This window comes from Pseudolabrys sp., assembly GCF_035943735.1.
GTDB lineage: Bacteria > Pseudomonadota > Alphaproteobacteria > Rhizobiales > Xanthobacteraceae > Pseudolabrys.
Map to the genome: position 1 here is coordinate 66,950 of NZ_DASZBV010000011.1, position 17,342 is coordinate 84,291.

General features: G+C 65.2%; 13 protein-coding genes. 3 read left to right on the forward strand and 10 right to left on the reverse strand.

What is annotated here, in order from left to right; all coding sequences use genetic code 11:
• Positions 1–33: 33 nt before the first annotated feature.
• Both VGV41_RS06715 and VGV41_RS06720 read left to right on the forward strand, forming a co-directional pair.
• On the forward strand, positions 34–1,500 hold the full coding sequence (locus VGV41_RS06715; RefSeq protein WP_326862983.1) for a UbiD family decarboxylase: 1,467 nt from the start codon (positions 34–36) through the stop codon (positions 1,498–1,500).
• A gap of 49 nt (positions 1,501–1,549) precedes the next feature.
• The gene (locus tag VGV41_RS06720; RefSeq protein ID WP_326862984.1) at positions 1,550–3,862 is read left to right on the forward strand and encodes a xanthine dehydrogenase family protein molybdopterin-binding subunit; all 2,313 of its coding nucleotides are present in this window, start codon (positions 1,550–1,552) and stop codon (positions 3,860–3,862) included.
• Here VGV41_RS06720 and upp read toward each other — a convergent pair.
• From upp to VGV41_RS06735, 3 genes are read right to left on the reverse strand one after another with little or no spacing between them, the layout of a single operon-like run.
• Positions 3,859–4,488 carry a uracil phosphoribosyltransferase gene (gene upp / locus VGV41_RS06725; protein WP_326862986.1) on the reverse strand — a complete coding sequence of 210 codons (630 nt, stop codon included), beginning with the start codon at positions 4,486–4,488 and terminating at the stop codon, positions 3,859–3,861. The two genes, VGV41_RS06720 and upp, sit on opposite strands and share 4 nt — an antisense overlap.
• 18 nt (positions 4,489–4,506) lie before the next feature.
• Entirely contained in the window at positions 4,507–5,724 is a 1,218-nt protein-coding gene (locus VGV41_RS06730) for a URC4/urg3 family protein (protein WP_414705069.1), read from the reverse strand.
• Positions 5,725–5,765: 41 nt separating this feature from the next.
• Positions 5,766–7,019 carry a GTP cyclohydrolase II gene (locus tag VGV41_RS06735; RefSeq protein WP_326863002.1) on the reverse strand — a complete coding sequence of 418 codons (1,254 nt, stop codon included), beginning with the start codon at positions 7,017–7,019 and terminating at the stop codon, positions 5,766–5,768.
• Between the two features lie 286 nt (positions 7,020–7,305).
• Here VGV41_RS06735 and VGV41_RS06740 point away from each other — a divergent pair, with 286 nt between their 5' ends.
• Positions 7,306–8,715, forward strand: coding sequence for a UbiD family decarboxylase (locus VGV41_RS06740; protein ID WP_326862987.1), 1,410 nt, complete (start codon positions 7,306–7,308; stop codon positions 8,713–8,715).
• 15 nt (positions 8,716–8,730) lie between these two features.
• On the opposite strand, the gene VGV41_RS06745 is transcribed toward VGV41_RS06740, so the two are convergent.
• The 7 genes from VGV41_RS06745 to VGV41_RS06775 form a co-directional block, all read right to left on the reverse strand.
• Positions 8,731–9,909 carry an FAD-dependent oxidoreductase gene (locus VGV41_RS06745; RefSeq protein WP_326862988.1) on the reverse strand — a complete coding sequence of 393 codons (1,179 nt, stop codon included), beginning with the start codon at positions 9,907–9,909 and terminating at the stop codon, positions 8,731–8,733.
• Between the two features lie 26 nt (positions 9,910–9,935).
• A complete protein-coding gene (locus VGV41_RS06750) occupies positions 9,936–10,916 on the reverse strand; it encodes a tripartite tricarboxylate transporter substrate binding protein (protein WP_326862989.1) in 981 nt (326 codons plus the stop codon).
• A gap of 77 nt (positions 10,917–10,993) precedes the next feature.
• Positions 10,994–11,797 carry an enoyl-CoA hydratase/isomerase family protein gene (locus VGV41_RS06755; protein ID WP_326862990.1) on the reverse strand — a complete coding sequence of 268 codons (804 nt, stop codon included), beginning with the start codon at positions 11,795–11,797 and terminating at the stop codon, positions 10,994–10,996.
• Positions 11,794–13,335: an AMP-binding protein gene (locus VGV41_RS06760; RefSeq protein ID WP_326862992.1), complete on the reverse strand. Its 1,542-nt coding sequence runs from the start codon at positions 13,333–13,335 to the stop codon at positions 11,794–11,796. Before VGV41_RS06760 ends, VGV41_RS06755 begins: the two co-directional genes overlap by 4 nt.
• Before the next feature lie 158 nt (positions 13,336–13,493).
• The gene (locus VGV41_RS06765) at positions 13,494–14,741 is read right to left on the reverse strand and encodes an FAD/NAD(P)-binding oxidoreductase (protein ID WP_326862993.1); all 1,248 of its coding nucleotides are present in this window, start codon (positions 14,739–14,741) and stop codon (positions 13,494–13,496) included.
• Entirely contained in the window at positions 14,714–15,511 is a 798-nt protein-coding gene (locus VGV41_RS06770; RefSeq protein WP_326862994.1) for a substrate-binding domain-containing protein, read from the reverse strand. Before VGV41_RS06770 ends, VGV41_RS06765 begins: the two co-directional genes overlap by 28 nt.
• 6 nt (positions 15,512–15,517) lie before the next feature.
• The gene (locus tag VGV41_RS06775) at positions 15,518–17,077 is read right to left on the reverse strand and encodes an AMP-binding protein (protein WP_326862995.1); all 1,560 of its coding nucleotides are present in this window, start codon (positions 17,075–17,077) and stop codon (positions 15,518–15,520) included.
• Positions 17,078–17,342: the final 265 nt, after the last annotated feature.

The following is a 17,342-nucleotide window of genomic DNA, read 5'->3' on the forward strand; positions in this document are numbered from 1 at the left end:
CGCTGCGGGCGCCGGTTCTGAAATGGAGTCCTTATGGGCCTGAACACGAGCCTTGCCGCCGCGAATGCGGCGACATCCGCCAAGCAGGACCTGCGCGCCTGGCTGGCGATGATGGAGGCGGCGGGCGAAGTCACGCACGTGACCGGCGCCGAGCGCGAGCGCGAGATCGGCGGCATCGTCGATATCTTCCAGCGCAAGATCGGCAACCCGCTGGTGCTGTTCGACGAGATCCCGGGCTTTCCCAAAGGCCATCGCATCCTGGCGAACCTCTTGACCTCGGTGCGCCGCATCAACATGACGGTCGGCAATTCCCCCGACGCCAGCGAGATCGATCTCGTCCAGCACTGGCGCCGCTACATGAAGGAGGCGAAGACCATTGCCCCCGTCGAAGTCACGAGCGGCCCGGTGATGGACAATGTCGCCACCGGGCAGGACATCGACCTGTTCAGGATCCCGGTGCCGCGCTGGCACGAGCACGACGGCGGTTACTACATCGGCACCGGCGACATGGTCATCATGCGCGATCCCGACACCGGCTGGATCAATTACGGCGCCTATCGTGTGCAGGCGCACGACAAGAATGTCGCCACCGTGATGTGCTCGAAGGGCAAGCACGGCGATATGATTCAGCGCAAATACCATGAGCGCGGCCAGCCCTGTCCGGTCGCCGTCGTGTGCGGCATGCATCCGGCCTTGTTCATGATCGCCGGACTGGAAATTCCGCACGGCAAGAACGAATACGATGCCGCTGGAGGACTGATCGGTGAGCCGGTGCAAGTGATCCGCGGCCCGAAGACCGGGCTGCCGATCCCCGCCTATGCCGAGATCGCGTTCGAAGGCTTCATCCATCCGAACGACAAGATCGACGAGGGGCCGCTCGGCGAATGGACCGGATATTACGCTGGCGGTCTGAAAAAGGAGCCGGTGATCCGCGTCGAGACGATGATGTATCGCAACGATCCGATCCTGCTCGGCGCCATTCCGGGCATTCCGCCTGACGACGATTCCTTCTATCGCGGCTCCTATCGTTCCGGCGCCGTCTGGAACCAGCTGGAAGCGGCCGGTGTGCCAGAGGTGAAGGGCGTGTGGTCGCACGCGGCGGGCGGCAGCCGGCTCTGGCTGACGGTGGCGATCAAGCAGCAATATGGCGGCCACGCCAAGCAGGCCGGCCTGATCGCCTCTCAATGTCACGCCGGCGCCTACGTCAATCGCTTCGTCGTCGTCGTGGATGACGACATCGACCCCGCCGACATGGACAAGGTGGTGTGGGCGATGTGCACGCGCTTCGACCCACGCGAAGACATGGAGCTGTTGCGCGGCTGCTGGTCGTCGGCGCTCGACCCGATGGCCTATTCCGAGCGCGATCCGCGTAATGCGCGGGTCGTGATCGACGCCTGCAAGCCCTTCGGCCGCCGCGATACGTTCCCGATCGTCGTGCGCGCGAGCGAGGAAGTTGAGGCGCTGGTGCGCGGCAAGTTCGGCGCGCTGTTGCCGAAATAGGGACTGTCGCCCCCGGAACATCCGTGGTCGCTGATCAACACGTATCGTCATGACCGACCACGGCAAGCGGACCAATGTCTACGTCGGAAGCCCGGTAGAGCGGGTCGAAGATCGCCGCTTCCTGCGCGGGCAAGGGACTTATATCGCCGATTTCCAAAGGCCCGGGCAGTGGCACGCGGCGTTTCTGCGCAGCCAGATTGCGCACGGGGTTATCCGCCGGATCGATGCTGCGCCAGCCTTGAGAACGAAGGGCGTGCACGCTGTCCTGACTGGCCGCGACGTCGCGGGGCCAATTCCAACAATTCCGTTTCGCCGGCCTAATCCGACCATAGCTCCGTTCGCCCAGCCGGTCATTGCGCTCGACAAGGTCCGCTATGTTGGCGAGCCGGTGGCGATCGTGCTCGCCGACACGCCAGAGATTGCGGAAGACGCCCTGCAGCTGATTGAGCTGGATATCGAGGCGCTGCCCCCGGTGGTGGATGCGGAAGCGTCGCGGACGGGCGACGTTCGCCTGTTTGGCGACACTCAGTCGAACGTCGCATCGGCTTTTACGGCGCGCGTTGGCGACGCGGATGCCGCATTTCGCAACGCGCCTTACGTTCGTCGCGAAACCTTCAAGGTGCAGCGCGTGACCGCTCTGCCGATGGAAACGCGCGGCCTTCTGGCCGAGTGGAACGCCGCGGCGCAGCGGATCGCCGTGTATGGCGCGGCGAAACTACCATTCTTCAACCGGCGCGCTTTGGCGCGGATGATGGGCCTTGACGAGACCGCGGTCGACTACCTTGAGCTGGATGTCGGTGGCGGGTTCGGTGCGCGGGGCGAGTTCTATCCCGAGGACTTTCTCGTCGCGCACGCCGCGCGTGCCTTCGGGCATCCGGTCAAATGGATCGAGGATCGCCGCGAGCACCTGATGACGATCGCGCATGCGCGCGAGATGACGGCCGACATCGAAATCGCCTGCAATTTGACGGGTGACATCCTCGGCGTGCGCGGGACGATCGACGTCGATATCGGCGCCTATGTGCGTCCGAATGGAATGACGCCGGTGCGCAACGTCGTTCAGTTCCTGGCCGGGCCGTACCGGGTGGCCAACATCCAGTTGGAGGCCCGGGCCGTCCTTACCAATAAGACGCCGGCTGGGACTTATCGCGGACCGGGCCGCTTCGAAGGCTGCTTCTTTTGCGAGCGGATGCTCGACATGGCCGCCGCCGATCTTGGACTCGACCGGATCGAGATCCGGCGACGCAACGTCCTGATCGCCGACGACATGCCTTACGTCCTGCCGTCGGTGCTGCCGGACGACGGGTTCGGAGCAACGGCCTGCGACAGCGGCGACTATCGCGTGACGCTCGATCGCTGCGCCGAAGAATTCGGCTGGTACGACAAGCGCGGCCTCGTCGGTCAATTGATCGACGGGCGCTACCAGGGCGTCGCCATCGGCTGTTTCATTGAAGGCGGCGGCTCCGGTCCGCGCGAACACGCTCGGATGGTCGGCCGCCTCGACGGAGGCGTGGACGTCTACGTCGGCTCGTCGGCGATCGGCCAGGGCGTCGAGACGATCATGGCGCAGATCGCCGCCGACGCTCTTGGCTTGCCGATGGAGCGCGTCACCGTGATGCATGGCTCGACGAGCTATTTGCGTGACGGCTTCGGATCGTATGGGTCGCGCGGCACGGTGATGGGCGGCTCCGCCATCGTCGTTGCGGCGAAGGCCTTCCTTGGCGCTCTCGGCGCGGCGGCAGCACACTGGCTTTCTGTTGCAGCTGATGAGATCACGATCACGGACGGCGTCGCCCGAACGGTGGACGGTCGTTCGGTGTCGCTGGGGCAGGTGGCGGCTGAGGCGGGGTTGTGGGTCGACTCGAGCTTCGAAAATTCGAAGCAGACCTACACCTACGGCGCGGCGGCGGCGCACGTCGCAGTCGATCCTGCGTCCGGCTCGGTCGCCGTCCTCGACTACGTCGTCGTCGACGATGTAGGCCGCATCATCAACCCCGAAACGCTGCACGGGCAGATCACCGGCGCCATCGTGCAGGGCCTCGGCACTGTCTTCAGCGAGCATTTGAAATACAGTGAGGACGGACAACTGCTGGTTGGCTCGCTCGCCGACTATCTTGTGCCGATCGCCTGTGAGTATCCGCACATCCGCGCCATGTCGCTGGAGCAGTACCCGTCGCCGAACAATCCGCTGGGCGCGAAGGGGGCGGGCGAGGGTGGCATCATCCCAGTCGGCGGCGTCCTGGCGAACGCCGTTGCCTCCGCTCTCAAGAGCTTCGCCGTTGAGCCGCGCGAACTGCCGCTGACGCCCTGCGCGGTGTGGGAACTGATCCAGCGCTCTGCACAGACGAGGGTTACGCCCTAGCGCGTGCCGTACATGCGGTCGCCGACGTCGCCGAGGCCGGGCCGGATATAGCCGGTCTCGGAGATTTCCTGGTCGATCGCTGCGGTCCAGATGCGAACGTCGGGATGATGGCCGCGCACGTTCTCGATCGCTTGCGGCGTCGCGAGCAGGCAGACGACCCGGATCGCCTTGGCGCCGGTCTCCTTGAGCCGGTCGACGGCGGCGACGGCCGAGTTGCCGGTGGCCAGCATCGGATGCAGCACCAAAGTCAACCGCTCGGCCATGTCATCCGGCGCCTTGAAGAAATATTCGACCGCGACCAGTGTGCGCGGATCGCGATAGACGCCGACGTGGGCGACGCGCGCTGACGGCAGGAGGTTGAGCATGCCGTCGAGGAAGCCGTTGCCGGCGCGGCCAACCGGCGCCAGCACCAGTTTTTTGCCTGCGAGCACGGGCGATTGCATCGATGCGAGCGGTGTTTCAATGTCGCGCATCTCCAGCGGCAGGTCGCGCGTCACCTCGTAGCAGAGCAGCGTGCCGATCTCGTTGAACAGCTCGCGGAAGACCTTGGTCGAGCGGGTCTTGTCGCGCAGCAGCGTCAGCTTGTGCTGGATGAGGGGATGATCGATGACCGTGACGCCTTGCATGGCAAGCCTCTTCGATGATCAGAACACGGTGCCGTCGCTGACGGCGGTGAGCGGCGGGCCGCCGCCGGGGCGCTTCTCAGCGGCAAGCTTGCGCCCGGCGGTCCAGGTGCCGCCTTCGAGCAGCGAACCGAGGGGGAAATTCCCTGCGGTGACGCCGAGGCGCGCGCGTACCAGCGGCAACAACGCGTCGAGCAGCGCGATGGTGAGCGTGCGCCATTCAACGACGACTTCGGAATCGACAGGCATCGCCGCGCGCGCCGCGTCGGGATTGCGCAGCACCAGGACGCCTGAGTCGATGAACAGGCCACCGTTGCGGTATTCGGCCAGCCCGGTGAGACCGTCGACGTCCGTCACAGTCACGCCCGCGCGCCGGAGCGGCTCGATCAGCGAATAGCTGAGCCATTGGGAGAGCTTGTGCAGCGGCACGAGGCCGTTCGTGGCGTCGTCGCGCTTGATGGCGGCATGCCGCCAAGTGTCGCCCAGCGACACGCCCGCGAGGGTCAAGCGGTTCTGCCAGATGCCGCCGAGGTTGATGAGTATTGCGCGCAGGATGTCGCGCGCGGGCAGGGTGCCGACGTGGGTGGCCGCGAACAGATGATCGAAGAGGCCGCCGGCGCGTGCGGCGTCGTGCGATGCGAAGATTGCCGGTTTATCGTGCAGCGCGCGGCCAAGCCGCTGCAACAGCGCGGCTCGGCCGTCGAGGCCGGCGAGGGGATTGTCCGGCCGGCCCTGGAGGCCTTGCGCCAGTTCGCCGGCGCTCAACGTCATCAAGCGCTCGGCATCGGCGCGCAGTGGATCGCGCGCATCGGTGGAGAACAGGCCGGCCGCGAACATGCGCAGGCTGGCCAGCGCCAGGCCTTCCGAGCGGCCGATGCTCAGGCCGGTCGCGGCGTCCTTATAACGCCAGTCGGGACCAGCACCGGCATCGAGCAGCACCGAGACGATGGCGAGGTCGAACTCGGCGCGCGCCCGTGCCGCCACATCGCGCCATGTCGCCTTTGCCGCGATCTGCGCCCACAGATCGCAGCCGCCGAACACGAAATGGCGCCAGCGCGCGTGCAGCGGCACGAGCAAGTCGGGATAGTTGGTGCGGATGACGGCTGTGACATAATCGGCGGTCGCCGCCAGCTTCGCCTCATCGACACGGAAATGGCGCAACGCATCGGCACGGCCGAGCGCCAGCATCTCCCGCGCGCGCTCCCGCACCGCGCCTGCCGACAGGAGCGACAGTGCCAGGTCCCGCTCGCCTGCGAGCGTATGCGGTTCGGCCGGAATGGTTAGAACTCGTCGAGGTTGCGGCCGACGACGCCCTTCAACTCGTCGGCGTCCGGCACCTGATCTGGCGTGTAGTAACCGGCCGCTTTCTTCGCGTCGATCTCCACCTGCGCGTCGGGCGGCACGAGTCCGTCGGGAATCGGCACGCGCTCGCCGATATCGATGCCGCTCTCGACGATGGCATCGTATTTCATGTTCGACATCGAGACGAAGCGGTCGATGCGCGAGATGCCGAGCCAGTGCAGCACGTCCGGCATCAGCTGTTGGAAGCGCGCGTCCTGCACGCCGGCGACGCACTCGGTGCGCTCGAAATAAGTGGCGGCCTGATCGCCGCCGTCCTGCCGCTTGCGCGCATTGTAGACGAGGAACTTGGTGACCTCGCCGAGCGCGCGGCCTTCCTTGCGATTGTAGACGATCAGTCCCGCGCCGCCTTGCTGCGCCTGCCTTACGCATTCGGCGATGCCGTGGACGAGATAAGGCCGGCAGGTGCAGATATCGGAGCCGAACACGTCGGAGCCGTTGCATTCGTCGTGCACGCGGCAGGTCAGCTGCCGTTTCGGATCGCTGATCGTCGACGGATCGCCGAACATATAAACAGTGATCCCGCCGATCGGCGGCAGAAACACCTGCAAATCGGGCCGCGTGACAAGCTCCGGATAGATGCCGCCGGTTTGCTCGAACAGGGTGCGGCGCAGCTTATCTTCGTTGATCGTGAAGCGCTCGGCGATGCCGGGCAGATACCAGACCGGATCGATCGCCGCCTTGGTGACGGCGATGTCGCCGCCGTCGCGCACGATGTCGCCGTCAACCTTCACGCCCCAGTCGGCGGCGGCGAATTCCGGGATCGTCAGCCGCGCCTTTGTGACTGCGATCGTCGGGCGAACGTCGACGCCCTCGGCGATGTCGCGAGCGAAGTCCTGAGCCACGCGATGGCCCCACGGGTCGAGCGAAACGATACGGCCGGCCTCGCTCCATCGCGGGAAGGGGCCGATGTCGACGACCGGCGCGGTATTGGTGAGGTCTGGCCGCACGATCGGATTGAGCGCGCCGGACGATACGGCCAGCGCGCGATAGAGCGAGTAGGAGCCGCCATGCGCACCAATGACGTTGCGGTCACTGAGGTTGGCGACGGTGCCCACGATCGGGCCGCGTTCGCGCGCAGTCGTCGCACCCCACTTGATCGGATAACGGCCGGGTGCGCGGTGGCCGGGATGCGACGTCAGCCGGATATGGCCGGTCTTGTTCGTGGACATCAGTTGCCCCACAAAAGCAAAAAGCCCCTTTCGGCACGTGCCGAAGAGCGGCTTCAAAAAGACAATATAAGGAGGCCCGGATGCCGGCTCAAGGGCAATGTGTCGCCGGATCGCATAACGGTCGGCTCTGGATTGCGGCCTCCAGCCGTGCGCAACGGCTGAATATGCGACCTGGCAGCAGCGACAGCGTCCAGCGAGTCGCTGCAAACGACATCGCGGACGGCCTTGTGATGATGATATCCGCGCCTTACGGTTTCGCCGCGAGACGATGATGGATAAGGAAAGAACAATGCGCGCGCCGGTAATCGCAACGGGCTCGAACTCCAAAGGCGATCTGCGAGCCTGGCTCGCACAATTGGTGGGGGAGGGGCGGCTGGCGGTGGCGACCGAAAACCTGTCCCTCCGTCATGAATTGGCCGCGGTGGCAAAACGCCTCGAGCGCGAGCAGGCCGTGCTGTTCCCGAAGCCGGACGGGCACGCGGTTGCCGTCGTCGCCAACCTGCTCGCCGACCGCAGCTGGGTGGCCGATGCCATCGGCGTGCCGGAGCGCGAGTTGCTCAGCCGCTTCGAGCACGCGGCCCGTCATCCGCTACCCTGCGTCGAAGTGACGGACGCGCCGGTGCAGGCGGTGGTGCACCGCAAGCCGGACCTCACGAAAATCCTGCCGATCCCGGTGCACAACGAGCTCGACAGCGGCCCCTACATCACCGCGGGCCTCATGATCGCCCGCAATCCGCGCACCGGCGTGCAGAACGTCTCGATCCATCGCTGCCAGGTGAGCGGGCCGGACCGTATCGGCGTGCTGCTGCTACCGCGCCACACGCAGGCCTATTACCGCATGGCCGAGGAGGCCGGCGACGGCCTCGAGATCGCGCTCGTGGTCGGCGTGCACCCGATCTATCTGCTCGCCTCGCAGGCGATCGCCGCGCTCGACGAGGACGAGATGGGGATCGCCGGCGCGCTGCTCGGGCGGCCGGTCGACGTGGTCAAGTGCAAGACCAACAATGTGCGCGTGCCCGCCGACGCCGAGATCGTCATCGAGGGACGCATCCTGCCCAAGGTGCGCGAGCTCGAGGGGCCGTTCGGCGAATTCCCGCAATATTACGGCAACCGCGCCGAACGCGAGGTGATCGCGGTCGACGCCATCACGCACCGCGAGAACCCGATCTTCCACACCATCACCGGCGGCGGCTACGAACACCTCATCCTCGGCGCGGTGCCGCGCGAGGCGACGTTGCTGCAGCACCTCAAGCGCAGCTTCCCGAACGTGCTCGACGTGCGGCTGACCCGCGGCGGCACCTGCCGCTATCACCTGGCGATCAAGATCGACAAGCGCTCGGATGGCGAGCCGAAGAACATCATCATGGGCGCCTTCGCCGGGCACTACGACGTGAAGCAGGTCGTGGTCGTCGACCGCGACGTCGACATCAGCGATTCCGTCGAGATCGAATGGGCGGTCGCGACGCGCTTCCAGGCCGACCGTGATCTCGTTCTGGTGGCGGGCGCCCAAGGCTCCCGCCTCGATCCTTCGGCGGCCAACGGGATCAGCGCCAAATTGGGCTTCGATGCGACGGTGCCGCTGACCAAGGACGCATCGGCGTTCAAGCGTATCCACGTGCCGGGCGAAGAGAGTGTCGATCTCGCTGCGGTGCTGCAGGCCGATTCCAAGGAGACCCTGGTCAAGCTCCTCGGCGCCTGATCGCGACGAGCTCGCTCAGCCCATCTCGGCGGCCTGCCGCACGCTTTTGATCATCGACACGCCGAGCAGATAATCGTGCGTCTGCTCGGGGCTGGCGACGATCGCGCGCAGGCGTTCCTTGAATTCGGCGGGGTTCTCCAGATTCTTCTTGTTCTGGATCGACTGCGTCTGCACGAAGGCCTTGGTGATCAGGCGGCGTTGCCGGTCGTATCGGTCGAGTTCCGCGTCGGGCTTGCCTCCGCTCAACACCTCGATCAGCCGTTCGGTCAGGTTCATGGCGTCGTGGACGCCGCCGTTCATGCCCATGCCGCCGAGCGGATTGTTCACATGCGCGGCGTCGCCGGCGAGGAAGGCACGGCCCTTGCGGTAAGTGCCAGCGACGCGCTGATGCACACGGTAGAGCGTCGTGTGCACGATCTCGTAGGCATCGATGCCGGGCACGATCCCGGCCATCAGTTTCCGGGCGAACGCGTCGGACAGCGCGAGTTCGTCGCTTTCGTCCGCGGCGATGCGGAACATGACCCGCCACATTCCCGGGATCTGTAGCAGGAAGAACCACCGGTCCGGATCAGCGACGTAGCTGACCGAGACGAGATCGGGGATCACCTTGGTGAAATCGAACGGCGTGCTGACCACCAGATAACGTTCCGGCCAGGTGAAGCCCTCGAACTCGATGCCGAGGCTACGGCGGACATTGCTGCGGGCCCCGTCGGCGCCGATCACCCACGAATAGTCGCGCCGCTCGCCGACGCCGTTGCGGTTGATGGTCACCTCGGCGCCGTCGTCTGTCGCGGCAACGCCCTCGACAGAACTGCCGAACTCGATGCGGAAATTCGGATCGCCGCCGAGCCGGTCGAGCAGGAGGCGGGTCAGTTTCGACTGCTCGCATTGCAGCCGGTAGGGATGGCGCGTCGCGTCCGCGATGGCCGCGAAGTCGAAGGTTGCGAGAATGCCGTCCGCTCGCGAACGGAACTGGAATTTGGGCGCGATGAGGCCCTGATCGATCAGCGGGCGCACGACGCCGAGGTCGTCGAGCATGTCGAGTGTGATGGGGTGGAACGTCGAGGCGCGCGATTCCGTGCTCAGGTCGTCGCCGGCCTCGAGCACGGTGACCGGCACGCCGTGACGCACCAGATTGGTCGCCGCCGCCAGCCCAACGGGGCCGGCGCCGGCAATGAGAACGCGATCTTCCATTTCTGAATGCTCGTGCTTTCGTCGCCTTACATCTTCGGGATGCCGGCCTTCTCGATGATGCCGCGCCACTTCACTGTTTCCGAGGCGATGAAGTCCTTCAACTGCTGCGGACCACCCGCGGCCGGCTCGGCGCCTTGCTGGATGAAGTGCGCGCGCACGTCCGGATCCTTCACGGCTTCGGCCAACGCCTTGTACAGTCTGTCGACGATCGGCTTCGGCGTTCCCGCCGGCGCGAGCAAAGCGAGCCAGCCGTAGGTCTGATAACCGGGAAGGCCGGCTTCCTCAGCCGTCGGCACGTCAGGGAGGGCCGTCATCCGCTTCGGCGTCGTCACCGCCAGCGGCCGGGCATCGCCGTTCTTGAGCATGCCGAGCACGTTCGGCAGGAACTGGAAGCCGAGCGGCACCTGACCGGCCAGGAAATCCGGCGTGTAGTTGGCGATGTTGCGATACGGCACGTGCGTCAGTTTCACGCCGGTGAGCTGCTCGAAATACACGCCCGCCAGATGCTGCGAACTGCCGACGCCGACCGAACCATAGTTGATCCCGGGATGCTCCTTCGCGTAGGCGATGAATTCCTTGAGGTTCTTCGGCGGCAGCTTCGAATTGATGACGATCACATTCGGCAGCGTGGCGAACAGAGAAATCGGCTCCAGCTCCTTCTGCGGATCGTAGCCGAGGTTTTTGAACAGAGTGCGGTTCGCCGCCAGCGGGCCCGAGGTGCTCATCAGCAGCGTGTAGCCGTCCGGCGCAGCGCGCGTCGCCATCGCCGTGCCGATGTTGCCGCCGGCGCCGGGCTTGTTCTCCACCACGAAATTCTGGCCGAGCGATTTGGCCATTGTGTTGAGCATGATGCGCGTGACCACGTCGCTGGCGCTCCCGCCGGCAAACGGCACGATGACCTCGATCGGTTTGGTCGGGTAATCGGCCGCCCGGGCCGTCGGGCTGAACAATAGGGCGCCGGCCAGCAGGGCCGGCAGAAGATTCAGCAGGTTTTTCCTTATCGCCATAGTCGTCCTCCACGGTTGTCGTTGTTGCAGCAGATCGATTGCGGGTTTTTGCGTATCGCCGCCGGCGGCGGATCTATTCAGCTTCCCTTGAATTTGGCGGGACGCTTGGCATGGAAGGCTTCGACGCCTTCCTTGAAGTCGTCGGACTGGCGCAGCCGGCTGTAGCAGTGGCCTTCCAGCTCGATGGCGATCGCCAGCGTCGAATCCTCGGTGTCGTTGAGCAGCTTCTTTGCCGTGCGTTGCGCGATCGGCGAGAACGTCAGCAGTTCGTCCACCAGAGAGTCGGTGGCCGCTTCGAGCTTGTCGTCCGGCACGCATTCGGTGGCGACGCCCCAGTCGAGCGCCTGCTTGCCGGAAATGCGCTTCGAGCGCATCACGATGTCCTTGGTGCGGGTGATGCCGACCATCTTCTGCAATCGCGCCGAGCCGCCCGAGCCGGGGATCTGGCCGAGCTTCTGCTCCGGCAGCGCGTAGAGGCAGGTCTCCGAGACGATACGGAAGTCGCACGCGAGCGATATCTCGAACCCGACGCCGAAGCAGTAGCCGCGATTGACGGCGATCACCGGCTTGGCGCACCGTGCGGGCGCCGCGATGTTCCATGCGAGCTTCGAGACGTGCTCGGGCGAGGCTTCCATGAAGCCCTTGATGTTGCCGCCGCTCGAGAAATGCTCGCCGACCGCGCGCAGCACAATGACGCGCACGCGCTCGTCTTCATCGAGGGCCTCGAATATCAGACGCAGCTGATCGCGCTGCGGCATCTCGATCACGTTCAGCGGCGGCCGGTTGAGGACGATATCGGCGCGCTGTTTCGCCTCGTTCAGTTCGACGGAGAAACCGTTGAGCTTCGCGAGGCGCGGATCGGAAAAGGACATCGTGCTCATGCTGCTGTTCCTTGTTGGCCTTCGGCCTCGAATTCCCCGGCGACCAGCTTGCGCCGCAGGAGCTTGCCGACAGGCGATTTTGGAATCTCGTTGACGAAGACGTAGCGGCGCGGCCGCTTGAAGTTCGCCAGTCCCGACGTGCGGCAGAACTGGTCGAGGTCGTTGTCGTCGACCCTGCTGCGGCGCTTGATGAAGGCGGCGACGATCTTGCCCCAACGGTCGTCCGGCAGGCCGACCACCGCGACTTCCGAAACGGCCGGATGCAGCGAGAGGCAGCTTTCGATCTCGACGGGGGAGACGTTCTCGCCGCCGGTGATGATCATGTCATCGACGCGGCCGGTGACGAAGAGATCGCCGTCGGCATCGACATAGCCGGTGTCGCCAGTGAAGTACCAGCCCTGGCGCAGAGCTTTCGTGTTGGCATCCGGCCGGCGCCAATAACCTTCGAAGGCTTCGTCGCTGGCCAGATAGGCGATGATCTCGCCTTCCTCCCCGACGGCCGCACGCTCGTCGGGACCGGTGGCGCTCAGTTTGACGACGCGAATGCGCTGGTTGAGTCCCGCGCGCCCGGCCGAGCCTGGCTTTGCCGGGGCGTTCTGATCGATGGTGAAGGTGTAGATTTCCGACGAGCCATAGTGATTGACGAACAGCTCGGGTTTGAAGGCGGCGGCAAGCTCTTTTAGCAGGCCATCGGTCATCGAGGCGCCGGCGAAGCCGAGCTTGCGCACCGAGGAAACGTCCGTCCCGGCGAAGACGTCGTTGTGGATGAGGTCGTGATACAGCGTCGGGACGAGGTAGAGGTTGGTGATCTTCTCGGCCGCAATCAGCTTCAGCGCCGCGGCCGCTTCGAACCGGCGCAGGCAGATGAATGCGCCGCCGATCAGCGACATCGCCAGCAGCGATCGAACGCCCATCGTATGGTAGAGCGGCATCACGCCGAGGGTGCGCTCGCCGCTGGCATATTGATTCTGCGCGACATGGGCGATTGCCGCGGCACGTTCGGCACGCTGGCGGCGCGGCACGCCCTTCGGCCGGGCCGTGGTGCCGGACGTGTACAACATCACCGACCAGGCGTCCGCGCCGGCGCGCGGCACGGCCGGGGTGGCGTTGCGCTCGAGTAGGGTGGCGAATTCGATTTCGTCGCCTTGCGTGGCGTCCAGCGACACACGGATGCGGCCGTTCGCTTCCGCCGAGGCGCGTGCCGCATCGGCAGAGGCCGCCTCGAACACGACGGCCTTGGCCTCCGAATTCTCGACGCAATAATCGATCTCGTCGGCTTTCGACCGCCAGTTGATCGGCGTGATGACGATGCCGGCGAACTGGCAAGCCCAATGCAGGGTCGCGGCTTCCCAGCGGTTCTGCAGCACGGCGACGAGGTGATCGCCAGGCATGAGGCCAAGCCGGTCGAAGCCGGCGATCAGGGCGGAGATCCGCTCGTACCATTGCGTGTAGGTCATCCGCACATCGCCGTCGACGAGAGCGAGCGCGTTCGGATCGCGCTCGACGCTGGCGAGGAAGCTGTTACCGAGGTCAAGCATGATGTCTGGTCTCCCGCAAAAACCGCGCGGCATCAAGCGCAGCGGCAACGATCGGCAGGGATCCGTACCGTCGGCACGTAGGGCCGCCCCGGCCATTCCCGCAACCCCTGCCGATATTCCGGCGCTTCCATCGCCGGCGCTTGTGGCACGGCGTCCGTTCAGCCCGCGCTGTCTTCCTTGAACTCGGTGTCGTGGCGTGGAAAGAGCACGAAACCCTTCAGCATGTAATGCCAGTAAAGCAGCGGCAGACCCGTGACCTTGATCCACCAGCCGATCCAGCGCTCCTTCGAAGGGTTGAGCGGCAGCGTCGGGGTGACTTTGCCGCCGTAGACGAATTCGGCGAGGATCGCCCGATCGAGACCGGTCGTCAGGGGGCACGACGCGTAGCCGTCATAGACCCGGCTCGGCGCTTCTCCCGCCGTACGGGCGATGATCGCCGCCGCCACCACCGGCGCCTGCTTGCGCACCGCCGCTGCCGTCTTCGAGTTGGGCGCCGAGCAGACATCGCCGAGCGAGTAGACGTTTGCAAACTTCGTATGCTGCAGCGTCGCCTGATTGACGTCGACCCAGCCCGCTGCGTTGGCCAGAGGCGACGATTTGATCTCGTCGTGCGGGCTCTGCGCCGGCGTGACGTGGAGCAGATCGAACGGAACGCTCTCCTTCTCGCCCTTGCGCTGATCGCCGACGAACTCGAACGTTGCGGTCCTGGCGTTACCGTTCACGGCCACGAGTTGCTGCTGATAGTGCACGCCGATGCCATAGCGGTTGGCGACCTTGACCAGCGCGCGGGCGAAGTAGGGCACGCCGAAGATCGCCGGCGCATGCGTGAAGAAGTCGATCTTGCATTTGTCGAGGATGCCGCGACGGCGAAGGCGGTCCGCGATCAGGTAGGCGATCTTCTGCGGGGCGCCCGGACACTTGAACGGCATCGGTGGCTGGGTGCAGACGACCTTGTCGCCGGCCTTGAGCTTCTGCACGCACTCCCAGGTGTAGTTGACGCTGTTAGGTGAGTAGTTGCTGCAGACGCCGTTCGTCCCGAGCGTCTCTGCCAGGCCGGCGACCTTGTCCCAGTCGAGCTTCACGCCGGTGCAGACGACTAGGTAGTCGTAGGTCAGGTTGTCGCCGCTCTTCAGGACCACGCGGTTCGCTTCCGGTTCGAAACGCTGCGCGGAGTCGCGGACCCACTGCACGCCGGGCGGGATCAGGCCGCTCGTCGGCCGCCGCGTCTTGGCGAGGCGGTAAGCACCGGCGCCCACCAAAGTGAGGGCGGGCTGATAGTAGTGGTCCTGCGACGGCTCGACGATCACAATGTCGAGATGCGATGCCCGTCGGTGCAGGATTGCGGAGACGGTGATGCCCGCGGCACCGCCTCCGATGATCAAGACCTGATGATGTCGGTCGGCCATTGTGATGTCTCCCCTTTTGGCGTCGGCTTCTGATGCGACGGCGTTTCCATGCCATTGGCAGTCACGATCGGCGCAACGGCGTCCGATGTTGCGAACCGGATGAAGCGCCGGGCCTGCTCCGGACACCGCGCCGTCGATGTCACGGCTGCGGTGAAGGCGGTGACTGTCTGCAATTCAGGCGGGAGCGGGCCGGCGACCACGACGCCTGGCACGTGAAGGATTTCGGCGATCTGCTGAATGCCGATCTCGGCGCGCCCGTCGGCGACGGCCTCCGCCACCACGACCGTGTCGTTCTTGCCCGGGCCGATCACGATGGCCTTGGCGGCGATCATATCCGTCAGCCCGAGCCGGGCGAGCAGTTCGGTGAAATACCGTCCGCTCGGACTACCGGTGTCGGGATCGGCGTAGGCGATCGAGCGCACGTTGCGAAGAAGACGGGTGAAGTCGGCGGTCGACCGCAGGTCGGGGGCAGCGCTGCCGCTTCTGATTGCAATCCCGATCGACGATTGAGCAAGCGTGGCGACGCTGTCGCCAAGCACCACGCGTTCCGCGCGAAGCTCATCGATGGCGGCCTGTGTCGTTATGACGATATCGGCATCCGTGCCGGCGCTTGCGCGCTGCTTCACGACCCGGGAGCGCGCAATGCTGATGTGCAGCCGAACGCCGTTTTCCGCTTCGAACCGAGAGGCGAGCGCGGCGACGATGGACTCGACCGCGCCGGCGCTGAGCACGCGGATGCCGTCGGCGTCATCTGCGCGATCATCCGACATATGCCATCATGTCCTTCGCTCGTTTATGGCGCGCAACGCCCGGCGATCGATCTTGAGCAACGTTGTCCGCGGCAGCTGGTCGATGAAGCGGATCGACGCTGGAATCTTGTATGTGCCGAGCGGCGCGACGTTTTGCCGGAGTTCTTCGGTCAAATCCGGCGTCTCGCTATACCCTTCGCGCAGTACAACGAAGGCCCGGGCCTGCGTCAGACCGTCCTCATCCTCGTACGAGACCACCGCCGCCTCATGCACGGCCGGATGGCCGGTCAAGGCCGCCTCGATCTCGAGCGGAGAGACCCACAGGCCTTTGATCTTGAACAGATCGTTGCCGCGGCCGCTGAACCAGAAGAAACCATCGTCGTCGAAGCGGAGGACATCGCCGGTGCGCGTCCACTCGCCAATGAAGGTGTTTCGCGATTCCTGATATTTGCGCCAGTAGAAGAAGCAGGACGTCGCGCTCTTCACCCAGGCCTCGCCGTCGACGTTCGGCTCAGTGACATCCTTGCCGTCAGCGGTGACGAGCCGGATCTCATAGCCGAAGACCGGCTTGCCCAGACTGCCGCGCTTGAACTCGCGCGGCCTGTTGGCGATCCACTCGTAGGTGATCTCCGAACTGCCGATCGAATCCATGAGTTCGATATCGGTGAGTTCGTGGAAGCGTTCGAACATCTCCGGCGGCATTTTCTCGGAGGCTGCGACGACGAATTCGAGGTCGGGCAGGCGGGCCGGCTCGCCGGTGCGTGCCAGGAGCTGCATGATGTTCTTTAGCACCGTGGGGACGGTGATCAGCTTGCTGACGCTGCGGTCGCGCAACACCGCGAGCACCACATCCGCCGTGGGCGGGCGGCGCTCGAGGATAATCGTACAGCCCCAATACAGCGGGATGAGCACGCCGGGCCACAGCCCGTGGGTGAAGTACTTCTTCGAGGTGGCGAAGACGACGTCGTCCGTCTTGTAGTCCCAGAACCGACCGTGGCGTTCGGGGATCAGCACGAAATCGTGGGCGAGATGGGTGATCCCTTTCGCCGTTCCGGTGGTTCCACCGGAGTAAAACATATAGGTGATGTCGTTGCGATGCCGCTGATGTGGTGTCGCGGCCGGTCCGGCTTCTTTCGTCAAGGCGGCGAGCTGCAGCACGGTGCGACGATCTCCGAGCGCCGCGACTTCGGCAGGGACATCGCCGCGCACCAATATCGTTTTCAACGAGGCCGGCAGGCTGGAAGCCGTTTCGGCAAGCTTTGGTGTCTGCTCGGCATCGATGAACAGGACAGGCGCAGCCGTGTCGGTGAGGAAGTAGGCGAGATCCTTCGCCTTGTACAGATCCGAGACGACGATCGGAATTCCACCCAACCGTACGGCCGCCAGCCAGACGAGGATATAATCGAGGCTGTCGGTGCCGAATAGCAGCAGCCGCGTCTCCGGTCCAATTCCGGCACGAACGAGAGCCGCCGCGTACCGATCGATGCGCACGGGCAGGTCGGCATAGGTGATGCGATCATCGCCGCACAAAAGCGCGGTCTTGTCCGCAACCGGCGTGCCGTGGTGGCGATCGAGCAGCCAGGACACCGGCTCGATCCGGTCGGGAATCTCCGGATCGCGCCAGCGCCGCCAATCCGGACCGTAAATGCGGTCATCGCACACGGTCGGTTGGCGGATCAGAAGGCTGCTCATGACGCCCGTCGACTACTTTGCCGTATCGGGCTTCTTGAGCCCGAATTCGGCAAAGCGTGCGTAGGCGGCGTCGGCGTCGGTCTTCGCCGGCCAGACCATCGGCGGGAAGCGCGCGCCGTCGAGATCCGGGTCCGGATCGTAGTCGAGGTTCATGGTGGCG